25 protein-coding genes and 2 tRNA genes are annotated in these 25,382 nt (G+C 47.2%); 3 read left to right on the top strand and 24 right to left on the bottom strand.

The features are described from left to right. The 9 genes from C4S60_RS22405 to fkpA all read right to left on the bottom strand — a co-directional run. The coding region (locus C4S60_RS22405) for a GTP-binding protein (RefSeq protein WP_146060892.1) at positions 1–405 on the bottom strand (405 nt) is incomplete at its 3' end. Positions 406–530: 125 nt separating this feature from the next. After that, complete coding sequence (gene fusA, locus C4S60_RS22400; protein ID WP_103882625.1) at positions 531–2,627, bottom strand: elongation factor G; 2,097 nt, start codon at positions 2,625–2,627, stop codon at positions 531–533. A 77-nt stretch (positions 2,628–2,704) separates the two neighbouring features. Next, positions 2,705–3,175, bottom strand: coding sequence for a 30S ribosomal protein S7 (gene rpsG, locus C4S60_RS22395; protein WP_042478937.1), 471 nt, complete (start codon positions 3,173–3,175; stop codon positions 2,705–2,707). 119 nt (positions 3,176–3,294) lie between these two features. Beyond that, a complete protein-coding gene (rpsL, locus tag C4S60_RS22390; RefSeq protein ID WP_004399892.1) occupies positions 3,295–3,669 on the bottom strand; it encodes a 30S ribosomal protein S12 in 375 nt (124 codons plus the stop codon). 175 nt (positions 3,670–3,844) lie between these two features. Further along, positions 3,845–4,108 carry a sulfurtransferase complex subunit TusB gene (gene tusB / locus C4S60_RS22385; RefSeq protein WP_103882623.1) on the bottom strand — a complete coding sequence of 88 codons (264 nt, stop codon included), beginning with the start codon at positions 4,106–4,108 and terminating at the stop codon, positions 3,845–3,847. Between the two features lie 7 nt (positions 4,109–4,115). Further along, a complete protein-coding gene (gene tusC, locus C4S60_RS22380) occupies positions 4,116–4,472 on the bottom strand; it encodes a sulfurtransferase complex subunit TusC (RefSeq protein WP_103882621.1) in 357 nt (118 codons plus the stop codon). Beyond that, positions 4,469–4,864, bottom strand: coding sequence for a sulfurtransferase complex subunit TusD (tusD, locus tag C4S60_RS22375; protein WP_103882619.1), 396 nt, complete (start codon positions 4,862–4,864; stop codon positions 4,469–4,471). Before tusD ends, tusC begins: the two co-directional genes overlap by 4 nt. A gap of 1 nt (position 4,865) precedes the next feature. Continuing rightward, on the bottom strand, positions 4,866–5,540 hold the full coding sequence (locus C4S60_RS22370) for a helix-turn-helix transcriptional regulator (protein ID WP_051647237.1): 675 nt from the start codon (positions 5,538–5,540) through the stop codon (positions 4,866–4,868). 221 nt (positions 5,541–5,761) lie between these two features. Continuing rightward, positions 5,762–6,547 carry an FKBP-type peptidyl-prolyl cis-trans isomerase gene (gene fkpA / locus C4S60_RS22365; RefSeq protein WP_103882617.1) on the bottom strand — a complete coding sequence of 262 codons (786 nt, stop codon included), beginning with the start codon at positions 6,545–6,547 and terminating at the stop codon, positions 5,762–5,764. A 170-nt stretch (positions 6,548–6,717) separates the two neighbouring features. Between fkpA and C4S60_RS22360 the strand changes: the two genes are divergently transcribed. Further along, the gene (locus C4S60_RS22360) at positions 6,718–7,698 is read left to right on the top strand and encodes a WD40 repeat domain-containing protein (RefSeq protein WP_167391014.1); all 981 of its coding nucleotides are present in this window, start codon (positions 6,718–6,720) and stop codon (positions 7,696–7,698) included. Between the two features lie 5 nt (positions 7,699–7,703). Further along, a complete protein-coding gene (locus C4S60_RS22355) occupies positions 7,704–7,931 on the top strand; it encodes a SlyX family protein (RefSeq protein WP_103882613.1) in 228 nt (75 codons plus the stop codon). Positions 7,932–8,006: 75 nt separating this feature from the next. On the opposite strand, the gene rlmB is transcribed toward C4S60_RS22355, so the two are convergent. The 13 genes from rlmB to tsaE all read right to left on the bottom strand — a co-directional run bounded on the left by rlmB (position 8,007) and on the right by tsaE (position 23,095). Beyond that, on the bottom strand, positions 8,007–8,744 hold the full coding sequence (gene rlmB / locus C4S60_RS22350) for a 23S rRNA (guanosine(2251)-2'-O)-methyltransferase RlmB (RefSeq protein ID WP_103882611.1): 738 nt from the start codon (positions 8,742–8,744) through the stop codon (positions 8,007–8,009). Positions 8,745–8,762: 18 nt separating this feature from the next. After that, complete coding sequence (gene rnr / locus C4S60_RS22345; RefSeq protein ID WP_103882609.1) at positions 8,763–11,243, bottom strand: ribonuclease R; 2,481 nt, start codon at positions 11,241–11,243, stop codon at positions 8,763–8,765. 98 nt (positions 11,244–11,341) lie between these two features. Next, positions 11,342–11,998, bottom strand: a complete 657-nt coding sequence (gene motX / locus C4S60_RS22340; protein WP_425275154.1) for a flagellar protein MotX — start codon at positions 11,996–11,998, stop codon at positions 11,342–11,344. A gap of 234 nt (positions 11,999–12,232) precedes the next feature. Beyond that, positions 12,233–13,549, bottom strand: a complete 1,317-nt coding sequence (locus tag C4S60_RS22335; protein WP_103882607.1) for an adenylosuccinate synthase — start codon at positions 13,547–13,549, stop codon at positions 12,233–12,235. Positions 13,550–13,682: 133 nt separating this feature from the next. Then, positions 13,683–13,871 (bottom strand): DUF2065 domain-containing protein, encoded by a 189-nt coding sequence (locus C4S60_RS22330; RefSeq protein ID WP_103882605.1) that lies wholly within the window; start codon positions 13,869–13,871, stop codon positions 13,683–13,685. Positions 13,872–13,931: 60 nt separating this feature from the next. Next, on the bottom strand, positions 13,932–14,912 hold the full coding sequence (hflC, locus tag C4S60_RS22325; RefSeq protein ID WP_103882604.1) for a protease modulator HflC: 981 nt from the start codon (positions 14,910–14,912) through the stop codon (positions 13,932–13,934). A gap of 2 nt (positions 14,913–14,914) precedes the next feature. Then, complete coding sequence (hflK, locus tag C4S60_RS22320; RefSeq protein ID WP_103882602.1) at positions 14,915–16,111, bottom strand: FtsH protease activity modulator HflK; 1,197 nt, start codon at positions 16,109–16,111, stop codon at positions 14,915–14,917. Between the two features lie 45 nt (positions 16,112–16,156). Beyond that, on the bottom strand, positions 16,157–17,446 hold the full coding sequence (hflX, locus tag C4S60_RS22315) for a ribosome rescue GTPase HflX (protein ID WP_103882600.1): 1,290 nt from the start codon (positions 17,444–17,446) through the stop codon (positions 16,157–16,159). A gap of 44 nt (positions 17,447–17,490) precedes the next feature. Next, a complete protein-coding gene (hfq, locus tag C4S60_RS22310; protein WP_042503236.1) occupies positions 17,491–17,754 on the bottom strand; it encodes an RNA chaperone Hfq in 264 nt (87 codons plus the stop codon). A 188-nt stretch (positions 17,755–17,942) separates the two neighbouring features. Continuing rightward, positions 17,943–18,890 (bottom strand): tRNA (adenosine(37)-N6)-dimethylallyltransferase MiaA, encoded by a 948-nt coding sequence (gene miaA / locus C4S60_RS22305; protein WP_103882598.1) that lies wholly within the window; start codon positions 18,888–18,890, stop codon positions 17,943–17,945. Further along, positions 18,887–20,884: a DNA mismatch repair endonuclease MutL gene (gene mutL / locus C4S60_RS22300; RefSeq protein WP_103882596.1), complete on the bottom strand. Its 1,998-nt coding sequence runs from the start codon at positions 20,882–20,884 to the stop codon at positions 18,887–18,889. The genes miaA and mutL overlap by 4 nt, the downstream gene beginning before the upstream one ends. Positions 20,885–20,918: 34 nt before the next feature. Next, the gene (locus C4S60_RS22295) at positions 20,919–22,610 is read right to left on the bottom strand and encodes a LysM peptidoglycan-binding domain-containing protein (protein ID WP_103882631.1); all 1,692 of its coding nucleotides are present in this window, start codon (positions 22,608–22,610) and stop codon (positions 20,919–20,921) included. Between the two features lie 20 nt (positions 22,611–22,630). After that, positions 22,631–23,095 carry a tRNA (adenosine(37)-N6)-threonylcarbamoyltransferase complex ATPase subunit type 1 TsaE gene (tsaE, locus tag C4S60_RS22290; RefSeq protein WP_103882629.1) on the bottom strand — a complete coding sequence of 155 codons (465 nt, stop codon included), beginning with the start codon at positions 23,093–23,095 and terminating at the stop codon, positions 22,631–22,633. Between the two features lie 280 nt (positions 23,096–23,375). On the opposite strand from tsaE, the gene queG reads away from it, so the two are divergent. Then, positions 23,376–24,503 carry a tRNA epoxyqueuosine(34) reductase QueG gene (gene queG / locus C4S60_RS22285; RefSeq protein WP_103882627.1) on the top strand — a complete coding sequence of 376 codons (1,128 nt, stop codon included), beginning with the start codon at positions 23,376–23,378 and terminating at the stop codon, positions 24,501–24,503. 593 nt (positions 24,504–25,096) lie between these two features. Here queG and C4S60_RS23595 read toward each other — a convergent pair. Continuing rightward, positions 25,097–25,186 (bottom strand) — tRNA-Gly (locus C4S60_RS23595). Between the two features lie 101 nt (positions 25,187–25,287). Then, positions 25,288–25,363 (bottom strand) — tRNA-Gly (locus tag C4S60_RS22280). Between the last annotated feature and the right edge of the window lie 19 nt (positions 25,364–25,382).

The raw sequence follows: 25,382 nt of genomic DNA, 5'->3' as shown, positions 1-25,382 counted from the left end.
CATGAATACGATGATGTATGGGATACCAACCTGACGGCCTAGTAGGATGTGCTCACGAGTCTGAGGCATTGGGCCGTCAGTTGCAGCAACAACTAGGATACCACCGTCCATTTGCGCAGCACCAGTGATCATGTTTTTAACATAATCCGCGTGTCCTGGGCAGTCTACGTGTGCGTAGTGACGAGTTGGAGTGTCGTACTCAACGTGAGAAGTTGCGATTGTGATACCGCGCTCACGCTCTTCTGGAGCGTTATCGATAGATGCGAAGTCTTTCGCTTCACCGCCGTACACTTTTGCAAGAGTAGTACAGATTGCAGCAGTTAGAGTTGTTTTACCGTGGTCAACGTGGCCGATAGTACCAACGTTAACGTGCGGTTTAGTACGTTCAAATTTTTCTTTAGACACGATCGTGTTCCTTCCTAGTTATGATTCGCCCCGAAGACAAATTTAAAGTCGGGGCGCGCCAGAATTTGCTATTTTATGCGTCAATTTTACTCAACGCAATAGATTCATTACTAAACAATAGCTGATTAGCTGCGCTGTGCAATAATCGTATCCGCCACATTCTTTGGAACTTCAGCATATTCGCTAAATTCCATCGAGTATGACGCGCGACCTTGAGTAGCAGAACGCAAATCAGTTGCGTAGCCAAACATTTCAGAGAGTGGTACTTGTGCACGGACAATCTTAAGACCAGCGTGGCCTTCATCCATACCTTCGATCATGCCACGGCGACGGTTTAGGTCACCAACAACATCACCCATCCAATCTTCTGGAGTGGTTACTTCAACTTTCATCATTGGCTCAAGAAGGACAGGCTGAGCTTCAAGCGCACCCTTCCTGAAAGCCATCGAGCCAGCGATCTTAAACGCCATCTCGCTAGAGTCGACATCATGGTAAGAGCCGTCAAACAGTGTCGCTTTCACATCCAGTACAGGATAGCCGGCTAGCACACCGTTGTTCATTTGCTCCTCGATACCCTTCGATACCGAACTGATGTATTCCTTAGGAACCACACCACCCACAATCTCGTCAACGAATACAAACCCTTCACCCGCGTCAGATGGCTCAAGCTTAAGCCATACGTGACCATATTGACCACGACCACCTGATTGGCGAACAAATTTGCCTTCAACTTCTGTGCTGCCGCGAATCGTTTCGCGGTACGCAACCTGAGGTTTACCCACATTGCAATCAACACTGAATTCACGTTTCATACGGTCAACAATGATGTCCAGGTGAAGTTCACCCATACCAGAAATTAGTGTCTGGCCAGTTTCATCATCGGTTTCCACACGGAACGACGGGTCTTCCGCAGCAAGTTTGCCAAGCGCAATACCCATTTTTTCTTGGTCAGCTTTAGAACGAGGCTCTACCGCGATCTGAATAACAGGCTCAGGGAACTCCATGCGCTCCAGAATCACTTTGTGGTTCTGGTCACACAGCGTATCACCCGTCGTCACGTCTTTCAGACCAATCGCTGCTGCAATGTCACCGGCACGAACTTCTTTCACTTCTTCGCGCTTGTTCGAGTGCATTTGTACGATACGGCCAAAGCGTTCACGTTTCTGCTTCACTGAGTTATAAACTGCATCACCTGAGTTAACGACACCTGAATAAACGCGCATAAACGCCAGGGTGCCAACAAATGGGTCAGTCGCAATCTTAAATGCCAGAGCAGCGAACGGTTCGTTGTCGTCTGCGTGACGCTCAACTTCTTTTTCTTCTTCGTCGATACCTTTAATTGCAGGTACGTCAACCGGAGAAGGCAGGTATTCAATCACTGCGTCCAGTACCGCTTGTACACCTTTGTTCTTAAATGCACTGCCGCATGTTGCCAGTACGATTTCATTGTTTAGTGTACGAGCACGTAGACCCGCTTTGATGTCTGCTTCTGATAGTTCACCTTCTTCAAGGTATTTATCCATCAGCTCTTCGTTCGCTTCTGCAGCGGCTTCAACCATGTTGTTGCGCCACTCTTCAGCTTCGTCTTGCAGTTCAGCCGGAATGTCTTCATAAGTGAAGGTCATGCCTTGATCGGCGTCATTCCAGTTGATTGCTTTCATCTTGATAAGGTCGATGACTCCTTTGAACTCATCTTCCGCACCAATGTTTAACTGGATTGGAACCGGGTTCGCACCAAGACGATCTTTAATTTGGTCCACAACGCGTAGGAAGTCTGCGCCTGCACGGTCCATCTTGTTCACAAATACCATACGTGGAACGTGGTACTTGTCAGCTTGACGCCATACAGTTTCAGACTGAGGTTCAACACCTGATGAGCCACAGAATACAACCACTGCACCATCAAGCACACGCAAAGAACGCTCTACTTCGATAGTAAAGTCAACGTGTCCAGGGGTATCAATGATGTTTACGCGATGATCTTGGAATTGTGCTTCCATACCACGCCAGAAGGTAGTAGTCGCAGCAGATGTGATAGTGATACCACGCTCTTGCTCCTGCTCCATCCAGTCCATGGTTGCAGCACCATCGTGAACTTCGCCGATTTTGTGAGAAAGGCCAGTGTAGAACAGAATACGCTCACTTGTGGTTGTTTTACCTGCATCTACGTGAGCAACGATACCGATATTACGATAGCGCTCAATAGGAGTTTTACGAGCCACGATTGTATCCTCTTACTAAGGTTAACCTTAGAGTGTAGAAAAGTGCTGCGAGAGAACCTCGCAGCACTGAAAAGGTATTACCAGCGGTAATGAGCAAACGCTTTGTTCGCGTCAGCCATGCGGTGAACGTCTTCACGTTTCTTAACCGCAGTACCTTTGTTCTCAGACGCGTCTAGCATTTCAGCAGCTAGGCGTTGAGCCATAGATTTTTCACCACGCTTACGCGCAGCTTCAACCAACCAACGCATAGCAAGTGCGTTACGGCGAACCGGACGTACTTCTACAGGTACTTGGTAAGTTGAACCACCTACACGGCGAGATTTAACCTCTACCGCTGGGCGAACATTTTCAAGAGCTTCTTCAAATACAGCTAAGTGGTCTTTGCCAGACTTCTCAGCCATAGTTTCTAGTGCACCGTAAACGATTTTTTCAGCAGTTGATTTCTTACCGTCAACCATTACGATGTTTACAAATTTTGCCAGCAGCTCAGATTTGAACTTTGGATCTGGAAGGATCTTACGCTGACCAATTACGCGACGACGTGGCATGGAATTTCTCCGTTGTCTTATTCTTCAGGTTATCCAAAACTTTACAGTTTCTTCAAAAATTAAAATTTTAATTTTAGTGTTTGGCCTTACTTAACGCTTCTCTTTTAAAAAGAAGGGCATTAAGACTTAGGACGCTTCACACCGTACTTAGAACGACCTTGTTTACGGTCATTTACGCCAGCACAGTCAAGTGCGCCGCGAACAGTGTGGTAACGTACACCCGGAAGGTCTTTAACACGACCGCCACGGATTAGAACAACACTGTGCTCTTGAAGGTTGTGACCTTCACCGCCGATGTACGAAGTTACTTCGAAGCCGTTCGTTAGACGAACACGACATACTTTACGAAGTGCTGAGTTAGGTTTTTTAGGTGTAGTAGTGTAAACACGAGTACATACACCACGTTTTTGTGGGCACGCTTCTAGTGCAGGCACGTTGCTTTTAACAACTTGCTTTGCACGAGGTTTACGTACCAACTGGTTAATAGTTGCCATTAACTAGCTCCTGATTTACTTGAAAGTAAGCTTTGTGAAAAATCTTGCCCCAATCACCAATGGCAATTAGGGACGCAAAATTCTATGCAGCAGTGGGATGTGTGTCAAGAAATATACAGATCTTTTTTAGTCAAACAGATGGTTTTTGCGTTCACCGGATAATAATAACGACGTACTATTCCCAGGTCGTACTGGCAACATGTCGCTCAGTGAGGTCAACAAAGCCATTAAAATCGACCACTTGCGTGCGTTCGGTAGATTCAATACTAAGGCCACGGGCGACCAAATCCTCTTTGAGTGAGTAGTGACCACAACGATCATCTAATTCGGTGGTTGTTGGTATGTAGCTCGCGCTTTCTATCAGGAGTACATCATCGCCCTGATTCAAATACTGTCGTGCTGACTGGTAACCAGTTTCGCTTTTAATAATGTGCAGCATAGAGACTCTAAAAAGTTAACACTTTATGACACTGACTGAGTTCACTGGCGAGTGATTCCGGACTGAGTACCTGTACATCGGCTATCAATTGCGACGTGCTGAGTTGATAGCGAGACAGACTGGCTTCGCACACATAGACCTGTTCCAAATCATAAAGGTCCATAAGTTTAAACGCACTCACGTAATCCCGGGATAACACCGCCTCGGAATCCTGGTTCAATCGCAATTGATTGACTCCGGCTCCAACAAAAAAAACTTTGATGTCTTCGGTAAAAGCCGAGGTTGCCAATAAGGCATCCAGTCCCTCTCGTCCCCGTGCCGTCGTGTGGGGTAATGAGGTAAATACGAAAGCTAATGTTGTCAAAACTGTACCACCCTGTCTTGTGTCAGCATAGCACTGGCCAAACTGCCCAGCCCGGCCTGTTCAAAACCCTCAGCAAGATTATCACCGTTACGCTGATGTTGCTGGGCCTCATCGGCTCCCAGCACACCGCGTCGTAGCGATGCCGCCACACAAGTTTCGAGACGAACCCCATGTTCCTTAGCCAAATTCTGCCACGCCGACACCAGATCAAACTCATCATTGGCTGGCACCGTCAACCTGCTCGCATTGTGAATGCCTTCCTGATAGAAGAAGACACTGACCAACTTGTGTCCTTTGGCCGTTAACGCTTTAGCGAACAGGTAAGCACTGCGCGCAGACTGGCTGCCATAGACAGAGCCGTTCACTACTAAGGTATAGCTTAACGCCGACAAGTTATTCGTCCTCAGTTTTACGCTGGCGAATATACAAATACACCGTGTGTTTCGAAATGTTCAATCGGTCCGCGACCCGGTTAATGGCATCCTTGATATCAAAGATCCCCTTGTCGTAGAGCTCCATAACGATTTGGCGATTCTTGGTATTGTTTGATACCGATTTGTCCGCATTAATGTCTTCGATAGTTCGTTCTACCGTCTGGTCAACCAGCTCTTCGACATCGCTAGCGAAGTTTACCGAGGATGCGGCGTCTTTCGCATCCTGAGTTGGCATAAATGACTGCAGTATTTGCGAGAAAGGCGCATCCAGGTTCACGTTGATGCACAGCAGACCGATCACACGATTGTCCCCATTACGAATCGCTATCGTAATAGACTTCATCAACACGCCACCTTTCGCCCGAGTGAAGTAAGAGCGTGAAAAGTTGCGCTCAGAGCCTTCAATATCCTTGAGCATTTTAAGCGCAAGATCGGTGATCGGTGAACCAACCTGACGGCCGGTGTTCTCGCCATTGGCAATCTTCACCGCAGACGTGTTCAATGACTCTAGCGAGTGCAAAACAATTTCACAAAACGGACCGATCAGGCTGGCAAGCCCATCGACCACCGCTTCGTACGATTTTAAGATGATTTTGTCGTGCTCACTAAACGGTGCCACGTCGACCGACTCCATTTCGAGCAACTCATCCGGATTAGCAATTTCAGTCACTGTACTTTGACCCTAAAAATACTTAAAAAAATTAACGTAAGTTTATCAGATAATTTGAACCCCACCTCTATGTATGTCTCCAACAAGTGATTTAGGGCAAAAAAAGTGCAACTTTTTCTGGTGCATATAGATTGTCGCAATAAAAAAGGCCCACCGATGTGAGCCTTTTTAATAACAATCAGCGATTACTGAGCGGCTTGCGCGTCATCACCTTCAATTTTCAGCAGCTCAACCTCAAACACCAGCGTCGAGTTAGCCGGAATGGTTGGTGTATCTTGCTCACCGTAAGCCAGCTCAGGCGGGATTACGAACTTATACTTAGAACCGACTTTCATTAACTGAACGCCTTCGGTCCAGCCCGGAATCACACGGTTCAGCGGGAACGCAGCTGGTTGACCGCGATCGTATGAGCTATCGAACTGAGTACCATCAATCAGTGTACCTTTGTAGTGCACTTCAACCGTATCCGTTTCTTTTGGTTGCTGACCAGTACCTTCCGTTTCTACCAGATAAAGTAGACCCGATTCCGTTTTCGTCACACCGTCTTGTTTTTCAAACTCCGCTCGGAACTCGTCACCCGCTTTCAGTGCCGCTGCCGCTTTTTCCGTCGCTTGCTTCTGCATTGACTCTGCAACACGCTTGTCGAGGCCCTCGAGTGCAGCGCGGATTTCCTCTTCTGTAAGCTCAGCCTGACCTGCGAACGCCTGTTCAATACCTTTAAGCACTAACTCTTTCTTCAGTTCAATACCAAACTCAGCCGGCTTCTCAATGCTTGTGCTCAGGTAGTTCGCAAAAGAAACACCGATTGCATAAGCTGCTTTGTCGTCTTCAGTTTTAAAGTGAACCGCTTTGCCCGTTTCGGCCTGAACTTGCTCTTGCGCCGCTGGCTCCGTTTTTGGTTCTTCTTTCTGACAACCGACTGCCAACATTACTGTCGCAGCAAGCAGCGACACTTTAAATAGTGATTTCATTTATTTCTCCAATTATGGACATTCCCCAGATTCGACATCAAATCACACTTAATGATATTGTTCTGAAAACCACCATGCGTAACTATCTAAATCTAGTAACTATTTCTTCGTAGCTCAAACTATAAATATACTAGCTTAAACTCAAGACTCAACGTGGAATAACGGTAATGATGCGAATAATATCTCATTCTGTGCTGTGGCTAATTGTCATCAGCCTGTTAAATGGCTGCTTTTTCTCCACGAACTCAGAAAAACGTTGGGATCTGGCAGTAGACGGCTCTACCGCCATTGCGCTCAGCCGGGATGCACGATTCGCGTTGTTGTATTCCAAGCAACAGCACTTACAGTTATGGGACCTCAACCAGAACGAGCTACTAGCACGTTTAGGTATTCAGGATCCTGAACAAAACATCATTTCGCTCATCCGTTTTAGTGACAACGGCAGATTTGCTGTCACCGCAACGCAAACCAACTTCGCCATCTGGGATCTCGGCTGGTCCCAGTCTAGTGGCTTATGGTCTGTTTCCGATGGACTCATTCAGGATATTGCTTTGGGCAATAGTGGTGATGAAGTCTTGATTGGTTTAAGTAACGGTAAAGCCATTTTCATCGATTTAGTCACTGGAAGACGTCTAGAGTTCCTTGCGCATGTAGAAAAAGTGAATTCTGTGGCGCTTTCTCCCAATGGCAAATACGCGTTGTCCGGCGGCAATGACCATAATGCGTATTTTTGGAGTACAGAATCGGGTCAGATATTGCGCCAATTTGAGCATCAACAACGGGTAGGAACGGTCGAGCTGCAACGAGACGGACGACTCGCTCTCACCTCGGACACCGGCAACAATGCCATTATCTGGGATTTGCATACCGGAGAGCGCGTTAGCCAGCTCAGCAGCTGGAGCAGACAGCTCATTTTCTCTGCTGCGCGTTTTTCTGACGACGGCACGCTTCTCGCCACCGGCTCTCCCTCATCCCGGATGATGATTTGGAGTACAGCCAGTGGTAAACGCATTGAAGGCTACGAGGTTGAGATGCTAAAAGATGTTCGTCCCCCCCGAGGAGTAGTGTATGATGCCGCTTTTGAAAGCAACCAACGCGTACTGTCCGCATCTTCTGCCGGAGTGGTGCAAGCCTGGAAGGTAAGTGAGTAAAGACGATGAATAGTAAAGAAATCCAAGCGCTTGAAGAGAGAATCAATGACATGGAATGCAAAATGGCATTTCAAGAGCAGACCATTGACGAGTTGAACGATGCGTTAACACAACAACAGCTATTGATCAGCAAGATGCAAGATCAAATGAAGTATGTCGTCGGCAAAGTTAAAAACATGGACACCTCAAATCTTGCGGATCCATCGGAAGAAACGCCACCACCGCACTATTAAACCTGAATTGGTATGCCGGTAGATAAAACAAAGCCCCAGTCTTATGCTGGGGCTTTGTCATTATTGGAGCACTAATTAAAGCGCGCGTTGGCGAACGGCTTCAAATAGACAAATGCCGGATGCCACCGACACGTTTAAGCTCGATACCGCTCCCGCCATTGGGATCTTGATCAAGTCATCACAGGTCTCGCGAGTCAGACGTCGCATACCGTCACCTTCTGCGCCCATTACAATGGCGAGAGAGCCAGACAGTTTCGCTTGATAGATATCGTGCGTTGCTTCGCCTGCCGTGCCAACAATCCAGATGCCTTTTTCTTGCATTGCGCGCATGGTACGCGCCAAGTTAGTGACACGGATAAGTGGCACTGTCTCTGCCGCGCCACAGGCGACCTTGCTCACCGTAGCCGTCATTGGTGCTGATTTATCTTTCGGTACAATCACTGCGGCAACCCCAGCAGCGTCGGCATTACGCAAACACGCACCGAGATTGTGTGGGTCCGTCACCCCGTCCAGAATCAGCAGCAAAGGCTGTTCGTGCTGCGCCAAAATGTCATCGAGGTCATTTTCGTTTAGCTGCTTTGCTGGTTTTACCTTGGCAATAATGCCTTGGTGATTAGCACCGCGAGCTTTGTCATCAAGCGTCTTGCGGTTCATCTGTTGAATGGAGACACCCATTTGGTTCAGCTCATTCAGTACTGGCATCAGACGGTCATCTTGACGCCCTTTTAGCACATACGCCTCAACAAAGCGGACAGGATCTCGTTCTAGTACCGCTTTTACTGCGTGAATGCCGTAGATAAATTCGTTGCTCATGGAATAACCCTGAATTCGTTATTTTTTCTTTGCTTGACTGCGCGCCTTGCTCTGACGCGCTTTGTGCTTGCGAGACTTGGTCGCTTTGGACTTTTTCCGTTTGTGCGGCAGCACATCGTCTTCTTGTCCATCCGGCCTTTTGGTGGCTTCTACCAAAGGCTTCGCTTTCGACCCGCGCTTTCCTCTTACTTCTGCGACACGCTGTTTTGCCTTGGCTTTTTTCTTCTCAGCCTCAGCAAGACGCTTCTTCGCTGTCTTTCCTTTGCCGCGTAGCTTACGACTTGTTTCCACTAATTCAAAGTCAATTTGTTTATCATCGAGATTTACCGACAACACTTTGACTTTAACTGCATCGCCCAAACGGTAGATGGCTCCGAAGCTTTCACCAATAAGTCTTTGTCCAATGGGATCAAATTGGTAATAGTCATTGGCCAAATTCGAAATGTGCACCAAGCCATCGATGTGTAGCTCGGTAAGACGCACAAAAAAGCCAAATCCAGTGACATTGGCGATCACACCATCCAACACCTCACCGACGTGGTCCTGCATATATTCACATTTGAGCCAGTCGGCCACATCTCGGGTTGCGTCATCCGCTCGGCGTTCGGTCATCGAACACTGCTCACCATAAAAGTCCATATCATCAAAAGAATAATGATAGCCACCCGTTGGTGTCCAGCGATCAGTGTTGCGCCCTTCCTGCTTAGCAATCAGATACTTAATAGCGCGATGCAATAGCAAATCAGGGTAACGACGAATCGGCGAAGTAAAGTGTGCATAGCGTTTGAGCGCCAGACCAAAGTGGCCGGCATTATCGGCGTTGTAAACCGCCTGTTTCATCGAACGCAACAGCATCGTTTGGATAAGCTCTTTATCCTGGCGCTCACCAATTTTCTTAATAAGCTCCGCATAGTCGGTCGGTGACGGCTCAAGCCCTCCGGAAAGGTCCAGTCCCAGCTCTCCGAGGAAATCCCGGAAACCTTGTAGGCGCTCCTCTCCCGGAGATTCGTGGATACGATACAGGGCAGGTTCTTTGGCTTTCTCAACCAAAGAGGCCGACGCGATGTTCGCCAGTATCATGCACTCCTCGATGATCTTGTGTGCATCGTTGCGAACAACCGGCTCAATGCGATCGATTTTGCGATCGGCATTAAAAATAAACTTGGTTTCCACCGATTCAAACTCAATCGCACCCCTTTGCTCTCGGGAACGCTTGAGTACTTGATACATACTATGCAGCTCGTGCAGATGCGGTACCAAGGCACTGTAGCGCTGACGCAGCTCTTCGTCGCCTTCTAAGATGTCGTTCACCTTGTTATAGGTCAGACGCGCGTGAGAGTTCATCACTGCTTCATAATGCTGATAACCTGACAGCTTACCGGATGCAGAGATGGTCATCTCACACACCATACATAAGCGATCCACTTGCGGGTTAAGCGAGCAAAGACCGTTAGACAGCACCTCTGGAAGCATCGGTACTACTTGAGATGGGAAGTAGACCGAGTTACCACGTACGATGGCTTCTTTATCCAGTGGTGAATCCGGACGAACATAGTAGCTCACGTCTGCGATAGCGACCCACAATCGCCACCCGCCACTCTTCTTGGGTTCACAGTAAACCGCATCGTCAAAATCACGCGCATCTTCACCATCGATGGTTACTAATGGCAGCTCTCTGAGATCCACCCGGTCTTGTTTGGCCTCCTCGGGCACAAACTCACCAAACTGTTTAACCTGTTTTTCCACCTCATCAGGCCATTCGTGAGGAATTTGGTGAGTACGGATAGCTATTTGCGTTTCCATACCTGGAGCCATATTTTCTCCAAGTACCTCAACCACTTGCCCCATCATGCCACGGGAGCGGCTACCGCGATCGGTCACTTCCACGACCACAACGTTGCCCATTCTGGCACCGCCACGGTGTTCGTTGGGGATCAGAATATCCTGACTGATACGCGAATCGTCCGCTACGACATAAGCGTAGCCATACTCTAAGAAAAAGCGTCCGACTACCTGAGTCTTTCTTTCCTCCAGAACTCGCACCAGTCGCCCTTCCTTACGACCTCGCTTATCCGTCCCCGTAGGTTGCACTAAGACAAAGTCTCCATGCAGTAAGGTACGCATCTGGTGATGGGGAAGCAGGACGTCATTATCCTTATTCATGCTCCCTTCCGGACGTACCCAGCCATGACCATCTTTGTGACCGATGACATGCCCCTTGATCAGCTCCAGCTTGTCTGGCAACGCATAGCATTGACGCCGAGTAAACACGAGTTGTCCGTCGCGCTCCATGGCACGCAGGCGGCGACGAAGACCTTCATAGTGCTCTTCACCAGACAGCCCCAACGCTTCAAACAGATCGTTTCTGTTCATGGGCACATTGACGCTGGCTAAAAAGTCACTGATAAACTCGCGGCTTGGGATAGGGTTGTCATAGTTTTCTGACTCTCTTGCTGCAAAAGGGTCGTCAACTTTGATATCGCTAGGCTTGTTCGACATAGTCTGACCTATATTTTAGGAGGGATACGTCGATTATAACTGACACAGAAGATAAGCTACAGAAATGCTTTATATTTCTATAGCCAGAGAGAGGATTACTACCAGAAGGTTGTGCGACGTTTAGCCCGAGCGATGATGTTTTCAGGCATACGCTGCTCGAGTCCACGCCTTAACATAGAAATACGCTTGTGCTTGCGGCCATCCGGAGTGACAGAGTTATACAGCCATCGATAAGCATCTTCATAATCAAGGGGACTGCCATAATCTCTAAGCAACAACTCCGCCAACTGGATTCTTGCATCAATATTACCCATCGATGCCGCTTCGCGGAAATACGGGATCGCACGTTCTTTGTCTTGTTGAACAAAAGTACCGCGAGAGTAATATCTGCCTAGTTGCTCCAGTGCAACAGGCAAGCCCTGATGAGCCGCATTTTCCATATAGTACAGTCCGAGTTCAACGTCCTGAGGCACACACACACCCCAGGCTAGCATGTCGCCATATAAAAACTCGTATGAGGGTAAGTTGATGCGCGTCGCACGGGCCATGATGTCTTCAACGAGCTGACAGTTGTCCTCTTTGACACGAGCGAGGTGACGATTTTCTTCGATCAGCCCAATAAGCTCATCTTCAGAGTAAATCGGAACAGGCGCTCCCACCTCTTTAGCATGAAGTGTTTTTGCTGGACCAAGTAGCGCCATGCAGACAAGTGCTGCCAGTTTGTGTCGCTTTATCACGATGTCGCTACTCCTCATGCTCAACTGCCCCTTCATCTCCAGATGGATGACTGGTTCTATTCTATCGGCAGTTGTTCGCCCCGCTTTAGCCCCAAAAACACCAATACGGCAATATTTTGCCACTTTTTCAGTAAAGTCCGTTCAGAACGTCAAAAACTTGGCACAAGATCACATTCTAAACGGACTCACTCCGTGTTCAGATACAAAAAAGCCAGCGTCATTGCGCTGGCTCTTGATTAACAAACGTATCGATTAAGACTCAAACGGGTGGATCTTGATGATAGTTTCGTTACGGTCAGGACCTGTAGAAATGATGTCTACTGGCACACCTGTTAGGTCTTCAATGCGCTTGATGTAGTCTAGAGCTGCCTGAGGAAGCTGCTCGATAGACGTTGCACCAAATGTTGTTTCTGACCAACCTGGCATAGTTTCGTAGATTGGCGTTGCTTCTTCGAATGCTTCAGCAGCCATTGGCGATACTTCTAGGATAGAGCCATCTTTCATCTTGTAACCAGTACAGATTTTCAGTTCTTCCAGACCGTCTAGTACGTCTAGCTTAGTTAGACAGAAGCCAGAGATAGAGTTGATCTGGATTGCGCGGCGCATTGCCACTGCATCAAACCAACCAGTACGGCGTAGACGACCAGTCGTCGCGCCAAACTCGTGACCTACAGTACCCAGATGCTTGCCAATTGGGTCTTGCTTGTCCAGACCGTCATACAGTTCTGTTGGGAATGGACCTGAACCTACGCGAGTACAGTACGCCTTAGTGATACCCAGGATGTAACCAATGTGACGAGGACCAAAACCAGAACCTGCTGCTACACCGCCAGCTGTTGTGTTAGACGAGGTTACGTACGGATATGTGCCGTGGTCGATGTCTAGAAGCGTACCTTGAGCACCTTCAAACATGATCTTGTCGCCACGCTTGCGTGCTGCGTCAAGTTCGTCAGTTACATCGATAACCATAGAAGTGAGTAGGTCAGCATAGCCCATGCACTGCTCTAGAACGTCTTCATAGCTCACAGTGTCTGTTTTGTAGAAGTGTTCTAGCTGGAAGTTATGGAACTCCATTACTTCTTTGAGCTTCTCTGCGAACATTTCTTTGTCGAACAAGTCACCAACACGTAGGCCACGGCGAGCAACTTTGTCTTCATACGCAGGACCGATACCACGACCAGTCGTACCAATTGCTTTCTTACCACGAGCGATTTCACGCGCCTGGTCGATAGCAATATGGTAAGGAAGAATTAAAGGACAAGCTTCAGAAACGAAAAGACGCTCACGAACTGGAATACCGCGCTCTTCTAGAGGTTTCATTTCTTTAAGAAGTGCTTCAGGAGATAGAACAACACCGTTACCGATAACGCATTTGATGTTGTCGCGAAGAATACCTGATGGAATCAAATGAAGAACGGTTTTTTCACCGTCAATGACTAGAGTGTGACCTGCATTGTGACCGCCTTGGTAGCGAACCACGTATTTTGCATCTTCAGTTAAAAGGTCTACGATTTTACCTTTACCTTCGTCACCCCATTGGGTGCCCAGAACGACTACGTTATTACCCATCTTTCCAATCTGATTGCTAGTTAAAAATGGATTCTAGCACCGAAATCACAATTATGCAGTCATTTTTTAAGCATAAAAATGCCACGCTTCGATAAGTCTCTGAAGTTGACTAATAAAAAGTCAATCATTGCGCCTAATTTAACATCATAAACGTGATCACGGCCCCTGCGACAACCAGACAGCCTCCAATGCGTCTTAGTTGCTCGTCTGGCTGCTGAGCCAATTGAGAAATCATATTGCGCCACCCCTTTGGTGCTATTAAAGGCCCCAGCCCTTCGACCACCAACATCAGGCCAAATGCCACCCATAGTGATTGAGACATGCTTGTTTCTCCAAAAAAATAGGGCCCCAAAGGAGCCCTAGTATCATCTAGATTCTGTCATTACTTAGCTGGAGCGCCGTTCATATCATTCATGTAACGGAAGAACTCACTCTTAGGATCAAGAAGCAGGATATCGCTCTTGTCAGCAAATGATGTCTTGTAAGCGTCCAGAGAGCGCATAAAGCTATAGAACTCTGGGTCCTTGTTGTATGCCGACGAGTAAATACCTGCGGCCTGAGCATCTGCGCCACCTCGTGTTACACGAGCGGTTTTATCGGCTTCAGCCAACAGTGTTGCGACTTCTAGTTCAGCCTGCGCACGGATAACTTCTGCCTTCTCACGACCTTGAGAACGGTGCTTACGCGCTACCGACTCACGCTCAGCACGCATACGACGATAAATTGACTCACTGATTTCATCAGGCAGGTTGATTTTCTTGATTCGGAAATCCACAACCTTCACACCCAAGTCTTTCATCGCACTTTCACGAGTATCGTTCAGTACGTTAACCATGATCTTGTCACGCTCACCGTCAATCTCTAACGCTTGACGTGCAGCTTCGGTCGTGACCTCTTCACTGTCAGCACTGTCTGGCAACACATCTGTATTACGAGGGCCGGACACGATCTGCTTGATTTCACGAGAACCAATTTCAGAACGAAGTACATCAGTCACTTTACGCTCGAGTAGTGCTTGTGCGGTTAATGCATTGCCACCACCCGTCGCCAGATAGTATTGACGGAAATCTTCAATTTTCCACTTAACATAAGTGTTGATGATAACGTCTTTTTTCTCGGACGTTACGAATCGGTCACCACGACCATCCATTGTTTGAATACGTGCGTCGAGTGTTTTAACGCGGTCAAACAAAGGCATTTTGAAATGCAAACCTGGCTCGTAAATACGAGACACTTGGTTGCCATCCGTCAAGACTCGGCCGAATCGAATTACGATGCCACGCTCACCTTCAGGGATGACGAACAGAGACATCAGCATCAAGGCTAAGGCAACGACTAATACTGGTATCATCAATTTACGCATTATTAGTATCTCCCTTGACGAGTCGAGTTATTGCGAGACGAATTGCTGCCAGAAGATGTATCGGTTGTCGACGCATCCAACTGAATCTCCTCATAGACTGAAGTTTCTTTTGGTTTACGAGATTTCGACGCGCCTTCTTGTCCAGCAAGCTTATCAATTGGCAAATACAACAAGTTACCGCTCGATTCCGAATCAATCAGAACCTTAGAAGTATTCGAATAAACTTCTTCCATCGCATCCAGATACAGACGGTTACGAGTCACTTCAGGTGCCGCGTTGTATTCAGGAAGTAGCTTCTCAAATTGCGCCACTTGACCAAGAGCTTCGTTGACGATGCGTTCCGAGTAGCCTTGAGCTTCTTTCTTCAAGCGCTCGGCACGACCCGTGGCTTTCGGAATAATCTCGTTCTTGTAAGCTTCTGCTTCACGGATGAAACGCTCTTCATCCTCACGCGCCGCAATGGCGTCATCAAATGCATCTTTCACCTGCTCAGGTGGACGAGCAGACTGGAAGTTAACATCTACGATGGATAGGCCCATGTCGTAATTGTCAATGATGTCGTTCAGTGTTTCTTGAGTACTTTGACGAATTTGTTGACGACCGCTTGTCAGGATACTGTCCATCAAAGAATCACCTATCACTGCACGTAGTGCAGAATCCGTTGCTTGACTCAAACTGTCATCCGCGTTGGTGACCACAAACAAATACTTGTAAGGATCCGATACACGGTATTGAACGTCCATTGATACAGACACCACGTTCTCGTCTTTTGTCAGCATGGTGCCAGACGCACGTAGCGAGCGAATCGCCTGAACATTCACAGGTTGATATTCATCGATAAAGCGAGGACGCCAGTTCAGACCTGGGTCGACAATTCTATCGAACTTACCGAGACGAAGAACGACACCGCGCTCACCTTCACTGATAGTGTAGAAACCCGAAAAGAACCAAATGGCAACAGCAATCAATGCAATTACGCCGAAGCCAATTGCACTGCCACCACCACCAAGTGATGGGCCACCACCACGTTTTCCAAACTTACCACCGATTTTCTGACTCAGCTTGTTAAAGACTTCATCTAAATCAGGCGGTCCTTGATCACGACCACCGGAGTTCCGGTCACCACGATTGTTATTACCCCATGGGTCTTTATCGCGGCCGTTGTTTCCATTGTTATTACCAGGCTCATTCCACGCCATTAGGAAGCTCCATCATTTAGTATGACGTTATACTGTAGCAGTCCTTTAAGTAACTATAAAGTCACTCAAAACTGCCCCTTCTCTTTTTTCAAGTCTAGACCAATCTACTTGTTGCATCCGAATATCAATCAACAAGTTACCTTCCGAATCGTATTCCTCTCTCTGGATACAGTTCATTTGGAAAAATGTACTACGAAAGCGCCCTTGAAACTGCGGCGGAATTCGCAATTGATACTGAACCATCTGGCTCGCTAAACGCTCTGTCAGCGCTTCGAACAACAGTTCGATTCCTTGCCCTTCCATGGCAGAAACCCAAACGGCTCTTGGAACACCTTCATCGTCACGTTCGATACGTGGACGCTGGCCTTCTAGATTATCTATTTTGTTCATTACGGTCAGAGACGGTACTTCATCAGCATCGATCTCTTCTAGCACGTCATGAACAGCTTGAATGTTCTCACGAAATCGGTCATCACTGGCATCGACAACATGTAACAAAATGTCAGCTTCCTGCGTCTCTTGCAGTGTTGCTTTAAATGCCGCGACCAGATCATGCGGAAGATGACGGATAAATCCTACCGTATCCGCAAGGATCGCCGGACCGACGTCCGCTAATTGTATTTTTCTTAAAGTGGGATCAAGTGTTGCAAATAACTGGTCAGCAGCATACACCCCAGCTTCAGTAATGCGGTTGAACAGTGTTGATTTTCCCGCATTGGTATAACCCACCAGGGAAATGGTTGGGATTTCAGCCCTATTTCTGGCTCGTCTGCCTTGTTCACGCTGTTTTGCAACTTTTTCCAATCGACGCAAGATGGCCTTTATACGGTCACGAAGAAGTCGACGGTCAGTCTCTAACTGAGTTTCACCCGGGCCACGTAAACCGATACCACCTTTTTGTCTTTCAAGGTGGGTCCAGCCACGAATTAATCGAGTTGAGATGTGTCGCAACTGTGCTAGTTCAACTTGCAACTTACCTTCGTGGGTACGTGCTCGCTGAGCAAAAATGTCGAGGATCAGACCGGTACGATCCAAGACTCGACATTTACACAGACCTTCCAAATTACGCTCTTGGGCTGGGGAAAGCGCGTGATTAAAAATCACAATGTCAGCACCGGTTAACTGCACCACTTGGGCAATTTCCTGAGCTTTTCCTTCCCCAACATAATATTTCGGGTGAGGGGACTGACGGCTTCCGGTTACGACTTGTAACGCATTAACGCCGGCAGAAGACACGAGCATTTCAAATTCGCTGAGGTCTTCCCACTCACCTTCTTGCGTGAAGTTGATATGAACAAGTACAGCCTGCTCACCCGATTCATAACGGTCAAACAAGCAACCAACTCCTATTTATATGTCTTGTTTTATTAAATTCGGTATTAATCGTCAGATTTCTCTTGTTGACGATCACCACCAGTACGCTCACCACTGTGGTGACTAACAGCACGTGCTGGAACAACCGTAGAAATCGCATGCTTATAAACCATTTGATTTACGGTGTTTTTCAAAAGGATCACAAACTGATCAAACGACTCAATCTGACCTTGTAACTTGATCCCGTTAACAAGATAGATTGATACAGGAATACGCTCGCGACGTAGTGCATTTAGGAATGGGTCTTGAAGAGATTGCCCCTTAGCCATTTTTATTTTCCTTATATTAATTTTGTAGTTTTAATTATTTAGCTATTGGTGCACTGCATTTTGGTGCTGCCTTTGCATCTGAGCTAAACCAATGAAATACCCCTTAGTTTTATAATCATAGATCAACTATTGTCTTTGAAAACAAAACTCAGTTCCTTTTTGGGTACAAATGAGCAAAAGCGACCACATTATACACAGTTAATGCCATCAGATGCTATGGCATCTGTGAGAGTTTTCATCGAATCCTCAATGTGTTCGCTGTCAAGCCAAACCAAATCATCCCAACTCCTTAACCAGGTGATTTGTCGCTTGGCCAATTGGCGAGTTGCACAGATTCCGCGAAAAATCGCGTCTTCCAGTGTACTCTCTCCATCCATGTACTCCCACATCTGACGATACCCGACACAGCGAACAGACGGCAGATCCGGGTGAAGATCTTCACGAGCATATAACGCTTTGACTTCATCTTCAAAGCCTGCTTGTATCATTTTCTCGAACCGTAATTCAATTCGTTTGTGTAACAAAGCACGATCTTTGGGCGCTACCGCAAATTGTTTTACACGAAATGGTAACGGTTCACCTTTTGTTTCAGTCAATTCTGTCAGAGACTTGCCTGATATTCGATACACTTCCAATGCTCGAGATAGTCGTTGAGGATCATTAGGATGTATTCTTTCTGCTGAGACAGGATCAATGCGACGAAGTTCATCGTGCAACGCCTGCCAACCTTTTTCCTGAGCTTCATTTTCGATCTGTTGACGGATTTCAGGATCCGCAGCGGGTAATGGTGATAGCCCTTGTAGTAATGCTTTGAAGTAAAGCATGGTGCCACCCACTAGCAACGGAATTTTTCCTTCAGCGTGGATTTTCGCAATCTCAGCTAACGCATCTCGTCGAAAGTCTGCCGCGGAATAGGCCTGAGAAGGATCCAGAATATCAATGAGTCGATGTGGTGCCAGTGACAACTCTTCTGCATCGGGCTTCGCCGTACCGATATCCATGCCTTTGTAGATCAAAGCCGAGTCCACACTAATGATCTCAACTGGATACTGTTGGCGTAGTCGTATTGCTAACTCTGTCTTACCTGATGCGGTAGGACCCATTAAAAACAAAACTAGTGGTAATTTCTGACTCATGATGAAAACGCTGCAATTGTGGCCGTAAAATCGACAGGACGAACAAATTTAGGGTCGCTTAAAGGTAACACACCGTTGTAAAGCTGCTCCAGATTACCCAGTAACTGAACCGACTCAGACAAAGTGTAGCCACTTTTTACTTGCAGCACTTTCTTGGTTAACCACAGGCTTAATAAATTGGCACTGATGTCATGCTGCTCAAGGGTCGCCAAGTATGACAGCATTTCATCAATTAACAATTGCAAATTTTGCTGCCTGAGGGGGGAAGGCACCCCCATCACCATAATGGTCTGTTTATTACGAACTTTGATGTCGATACCAAACATCAGCAGCCGTTGCTGCTGAGTTTGCGCGATCTGGTACTGAGCCTCTGTGACCTTCAGAGACAAAGGCACAAGAAGTGGCTGCATTGTCAGTGAACCCGCTTTGGGATCCAGTTGCGCTAACAACTTATAAAACTCGGCTCGATGCAGTGACACCAGCGCGCAGCCAGGCTGCCCTTTAACCAGCACGTACGCAGATTCCACAATCGCAATGGCCGCACCAATGGACTGAACCTCAGCCTGTGCGGAAGACGCAACCGGTATTTCCGATACCGAAGTCGATTCCGTCATTTCGGGTGTCTGCATCAATGCCTGATACACCTTGACCTGTTCAGCGTTTGGCGCCTTCTCAGGAGTTCGTGGATTTGCCTTCCCTGATGACTTGCTGACTGCACGCTGCGTCACCCAGTCATGACGTGAAGCTGGCTCGTTGATCTCCTGTCGAGCGGATGCTCTGCTACCCGGGTAGCTAGGCGTCTCTTGCTGAGGCCGATAATCCTGTCGTCCCGGGTAGGCGGGAATGCGCTCGACAGCGTCGATTACAGAATCCGCGACCATCGGTGATGGCGAAACTTCAGGTGTCGGCTCGTGAACTGTTTCTGGCACCGTTTGCATGCCCGCCTCAGCAGCTTGACTAAAGGCGGCGGAAGACGACTGTCGCTCATCAATCGACTTGACCTGAACCAAGGCATCACTCAATGCCTGACAAATAAAATCGTGCACCAATCTTGCCTGATGAAAGCGCACTTCGTGTTTTGCCGGGTGGACATTCACATCCACCTGATGTGGGTCTATGTCTATGAATAGAATATAAGCGGCATATTGATCAGGAGCCAGGCTGTTTTCATAACTTTGTCTGATGGCATGATTAATGAGCTTGTCTTTCATCATGCGGCCGTTCACATAGCAGTATTGCAGGTCACTCTGTGAACGTGCCCCTTCCGGCGTGGTGATCCAGCCGTGTAGTTTGAGATCATGATGCTGCAGCTCTATTTTCAGCATGTTGCGGACAAAACCAGCACCACACACAGCAGCGATGCGCTTTTCTGTTTGAGTGTCTGTTTTTGCGGCTCGATACTGACGAACCAATTTGCCATTATGTTTGAGGTTGATGGAAACATCGAAGCGACTCAGGGCTATGCGCTTAAGCAGCTCATCGATATGAGTAAATTCGGTTTTTTCGGTCCGTAGAAATTTACGTCTTGCTGGCGTATTGAAGAACAGATCCAATACTTCCAGTGTCGTACCAATTGGATGCGCAGCAGGCTTGAGCTTAACGGCCATTTCCCGCCCTTCGGCGTACGCACTCCACGCCTGTTCCTGAGTTGCAGGGCGCGAGGTCAGAGTCAGTCGGGCAACAGAACTGATACTGGCCAACGCTTCACCGCGAAATCCCAAGCTCATGATAGCTTCCAGATCATCAAGGGTGTGGATTTTGGATGTTGCATGACGACTCAAGGCAAGCTGCAATTCATCTTTTACGATGCCCTTGCCGTTATCCCGCACTCGAATCAACTTAGCGCCACCTTTTTCGATGTCAATATCGATACGCGTCGCACCGGAATCCAGGCTATTCTCTACCAACTCTTTAACGACAGACGCGGGGCGTTCAACCACTTCACCTGCAGCTATTTGGTTTGCCAGTCGGGCGGGAAGGATTTTAATCGTCACGGCTCGTCTCCATTTGGATAGTTCGCATCGGTGGCTACTTGTTGGGTATCAACAACACTTGTCCCACCGCCAGTGAATCTGAGCGCAGCTTGTTAGCATCTCTGATACTCTGAACTGTGACACCATATTGTGATGCTATCTTGCCCAAGAACTCTCCGCGCTTCACGGTGTGTTTGCGTAACGGTAAATCTTTCAGGCTAACGGTTATTTTCAGCTTTTGTCCGAGTTTTAGGACATCTGATTTCAGCTTATTTTCACGCTTAATATCTGCCACGGATACTTTATATTTACCCGCGATCTTGCCCAGATAATCACCCTTAGCTACCACATGGGTGATCGTCTCGGTCTCAACGGTATTTACTTTGGCGCTCACTTTTACCGGTGCAGAACTGCCAGGGATCACGAGAACCTGCCCCACCGCAAGCGACGTACTCTTGAGGCTGTTGGCACTCTTAATTGCCGACACAGAAGAGCCGTAGCGCTGAGCGATCACTGAAAGAGACTCGCCTCGCTTCACCGTGTGTTTCTTCTGCTGGCCGCGATTGGCAAACAGCGTTCCTTCAGGCGGGTTGGCTTCAAAATACTGAACAATCGCTTTTGCTAACGCTCGCGCCAATTTGTCCTGATGACTGCGAGTCGTCAGCAGACGTTCCTCTGTCGGGTTGGAAATGAACCCTGTCTCTACCAATACCGACGGAATATCTGGCGATTTCAATACCGCCAGACTGGCATTCACCGGCTCTTTTTTATGAAGGTGTGCGACTTTTCCCATCTCATTTAGAATCTTAGTCGCCACCTTATAGCCCTCTTTCTGAGAGTGGCTGAATTGCAAATCCAGCAAAGTCTGGCTGACGTTTCTATCATTGTTGTTTTTCGCCAACACTTCACCAGCTCCACCTAACAGCTCTGATTGCTGCTCATGATTTTCAACCCATCGGGCTATTTCCGTATTGGCTCGTCTGGTATTCAACACGAACACTGACGCGCCTCGGGGCTGCGGCGTTCTAAATGCATCGGCGTGGACCGAAACCAATAAATGAGCTTTGTTTTTACGAGCAATTTCTGAACGTTTATTCAGGTTAACGAAATAATCACCACGTCGTGTCAAAACGGCTTTCATTCCTGGAATGGCATCGATCTGTGCGGCGAGCTTCTTAGATACACTTAATGTGACGTGCTTTTCATACTTTCGCGTTGGCCCTATCGAACCAGGGTCTTCACCGCCGTGTCCCGCATCAATCGCCACTACGATGTCAGCCGTTCCTCTCAGTTGAGAGGCATCCCTACTAACTTGGGTTTTGCTCTTCGATGCCACCGGTGCTGTTGCACTCTCCACGTTCCCATGAGGTAAATCTATCACCAGACGATGACCATACTGTCCACCAGGGGTAGGGTTAAGTTTAAATATCTGTGGTGTGGAGGAAGCCTTTAGCTCGAACACCAGTCGATATGTACCTTTATCAGGTGGCGAGCTCTTTCTGATCTTTGACAAAACAGGGCTGTCGGTCACCCCTATAGGCAACTTGGTGCTTAATGTAGTGTTCTTAAGATCGACAACAATGCGACTTGGGCCAGACAAAGAGAAATAGCTGTAGTCTGCTTCCGATTTCAAATCGATAACAACACGAGTTTCGTCGGGAGACGGCCAGACACGTATGCCTTCCAGTGCATTGGCAAACGTAACTGTAGGAAATATCAACAATACCGGCAGCATGAATGTCATCATGCTGCTAAGAAAACGATTGATCAATTTAGCTCCAATTGATTGATTAACTCTGTTCCGTATTCGCTATTTGCAGTAAAGGTGATCTCACGTGCATCTCCAACATATTGGATGCTAATGTCCAAATCCGCAGCAGGAAGGATCCCTTCGCCTTTTTCAGGCCACTCCACCAAACAGATGGCATCATCAGAGAAATAGTCACGAATCCCCATAAATTCCAACTCCTCTGGATCCGCCAGACGATACAGGTCAAAGTGATAAACATTCCACCCATCTAGCTGATAAGGCTCAACCAGAGTATAAGTCGGACTTTTCACATTCCCCTGATGCCCTAAACTTTGAATAAAGCCACGACTAAATGTGGTCTTTCCTGCGCCTAGATCACCATGCAAATAAATCGTTGTTTGTTTTGAACAAAGACTAGCTAATTTAGTTCCAATTAAAATCGTTGCCGATTCGTCAGCTAAGTTGAATTTTTTAATACTCATCACATTTTTTCTCTGAATGGTGCCTTTGAGAGCCGAAATAGTAAACTGTGTCGCTTTTAACAAACAAGTGATCTTATGTAAGTAATCAGAAAATTTACCATTATTTTCAGATAATCCCTATGGCGAACGGCATCAATAAAGACAATTTTATCGTACAAAGCTTGCTCGTAGCGCCATACTGACATGATTCCTAGTGGATAAAGGTATTTTTCACACTCATACTTGGGTCATATTGGTTTTGAGTATAGAATACGCGTCCTTTTCTAAATGAGTGATCATGATGGACTTCAATAAGCTTGCCAGTGACATTAAAGTTTGGGCTCGAGAACTTGGCTTCCAGAAGGTGGGTATCAGTGATATCAACCTTGAAGAACAAGAATCTGCGCTTAAGAACTGGCTTGATGCAGGCTATCATGGTGATATGGCGTGGATGGCGACACATCAGGATTTGAGGATTCATCCAGATAAGCTTCACCCCAATACCTGTCGTATTATCAGCGTTCGTATGGACTACTTGCCAGAAGATGCAGCCTTTGCATCCAATCTGGAAAATAAGCACAGTGGCTACATCAGCCGTTATGCGCTCGGTCGCGACTATCACAAATTAATACGGAATCTCCTCAAGAAGTTAGGACAAAAGATCGAGCAGGAAGTTACCGAGTTGGGGTTTCGTCCTTTCGTTGATTCCGCGCCAGTTCTAGAGCGCCCCATTGCACAAAAGGCCGGGTTAGGTTGGATTGGGAAACACTCCCTACTGCTCGACCAAGATGCTGGCTCCTGGTTTTTTCTCGGAGAGCTCTTCATTGATCTTCCTCTTCCTGTTGATGAACCGGTAGATAACCAATGTGGTAAATGTTCGGCGTGCGTGACGTCCTGTCCTACCAATGCCATTCTGGACAACGGTGTGATTGACGCAAGACGCTGTATCTCTTACCTGACGATCGAATACAAAGGCGTCATTCCTGAAGAGTATCGTGACGCCATCGGCAATCGAATCTATGGCTGTGACGATTGCCAATTGGTCTGCCCGTGGAATCGTTTTGCAGCCCTAAGCCAACAAGGTGATTTCCAGCGACGCGACGCCTTTGATGATACCGATTTGTGCCGATTGTTAGAGTGGGATGAAACTACTTTCCTGAAGAATATGGAAGGTTCCGCAATCCGACGAATTGGCCACGAACAATGGCAAAGGAACATCATCATCGCCATCGGCAACGCCCCATTTTCTCAGCATTACCTAGAAGCTTTAGAGTACGTCAGCGGCCGAACGGAGTTCCTAGACCAGCATATTGAGTGGGCAAAACAAAAATTATTAAAACAACTCCCTGAGTCGGTCACCACAAACCTACACAACAAAAACCAGCGTCTTATCCGTATCGTAAAGAAAGGACTGCCCCGAGATGCTTGAGCGTCAATGACTAGCGAAAAATCAAATTAATTTTCTTGACTGATATCTCAAATTTAGATTTGTGGAAAAACTACATTTTCAAGGCCTGTTAGTCATTGAGAAATCAGGTTAAACACAGTTGAAATATATGACCAGGATCAAATAAATGTCGCTTGGTGATCATTTTACTGTCAAGAATACCTCATCAGAAAAACATTTAAGCCCATAAAAAACAACAAGTTAAGATTGATTTAAGACGATATTATTAAGTTCTCTACCTGTAAAGATCTTTCACCAAGTCTATTTTCAGAGTCTACAAATACAATTTATCAACCAACTTATCCACAGAATAAAAATGTGGATAACTCTGTTAATTGAAATGTAATGGCACACCAGCAAAGCATACGCCTACTGAGATACAGGTGTGTAGAAAATAGAATACACAGCTCAGTGCATTGCCTTGCATACTAAAGACAATTGACCGATGGTTTTAATTTTTGGGGAATGATGCTTCTCAGCATTAGAAAAGAGCAGGCGGCGATAGGACTAAGTTTCTCAACTTTGTTATCTCATCGTGAGATAACCGCTTTTCGATGTCCACCTCTGAAGAGAAGTGGAGCGACACATGAGGTTCCCGATTTTCATGAGAAAGGCGTGACCTCAACCTTGGCAAGGTTGTGCTCCATCAACTGAGCTAGTGTCGCATTTTTTGTCACCGTTAAGTACGATGAAGACTATCTATTTGGAGCGACGCGACCAGCTTGGGCACGAGGTTCCTCGTGTGCTGTTTCGTCTTTCCTAAATTTGGAGCGACACACGAGGTTCGAACTCGTGACCTCAACCTTGGCAAGGTTGCGCTCTACCAACTGAGCTAGTGTCGCATTTTGTCACCGTTGAGCA

Origin of the sequence: Vibrio hangzhouensis (genome assembly GCF_900107935.1) — a bacterium.
In the GTDB taxonomy this organism is placed as follows: domain Bacteria; phylum Pseudomonadota; class Gammaproteobacteria; order Enterobacterales; family Vibrionaceae; genus Vibrio; species Vibrio hangzhouensis.
The sequence above is the reverse complement of the archived record's forward strand: the minus strand, read 5'-3'. Positions and strand labels throughout refer to the sequence as shown.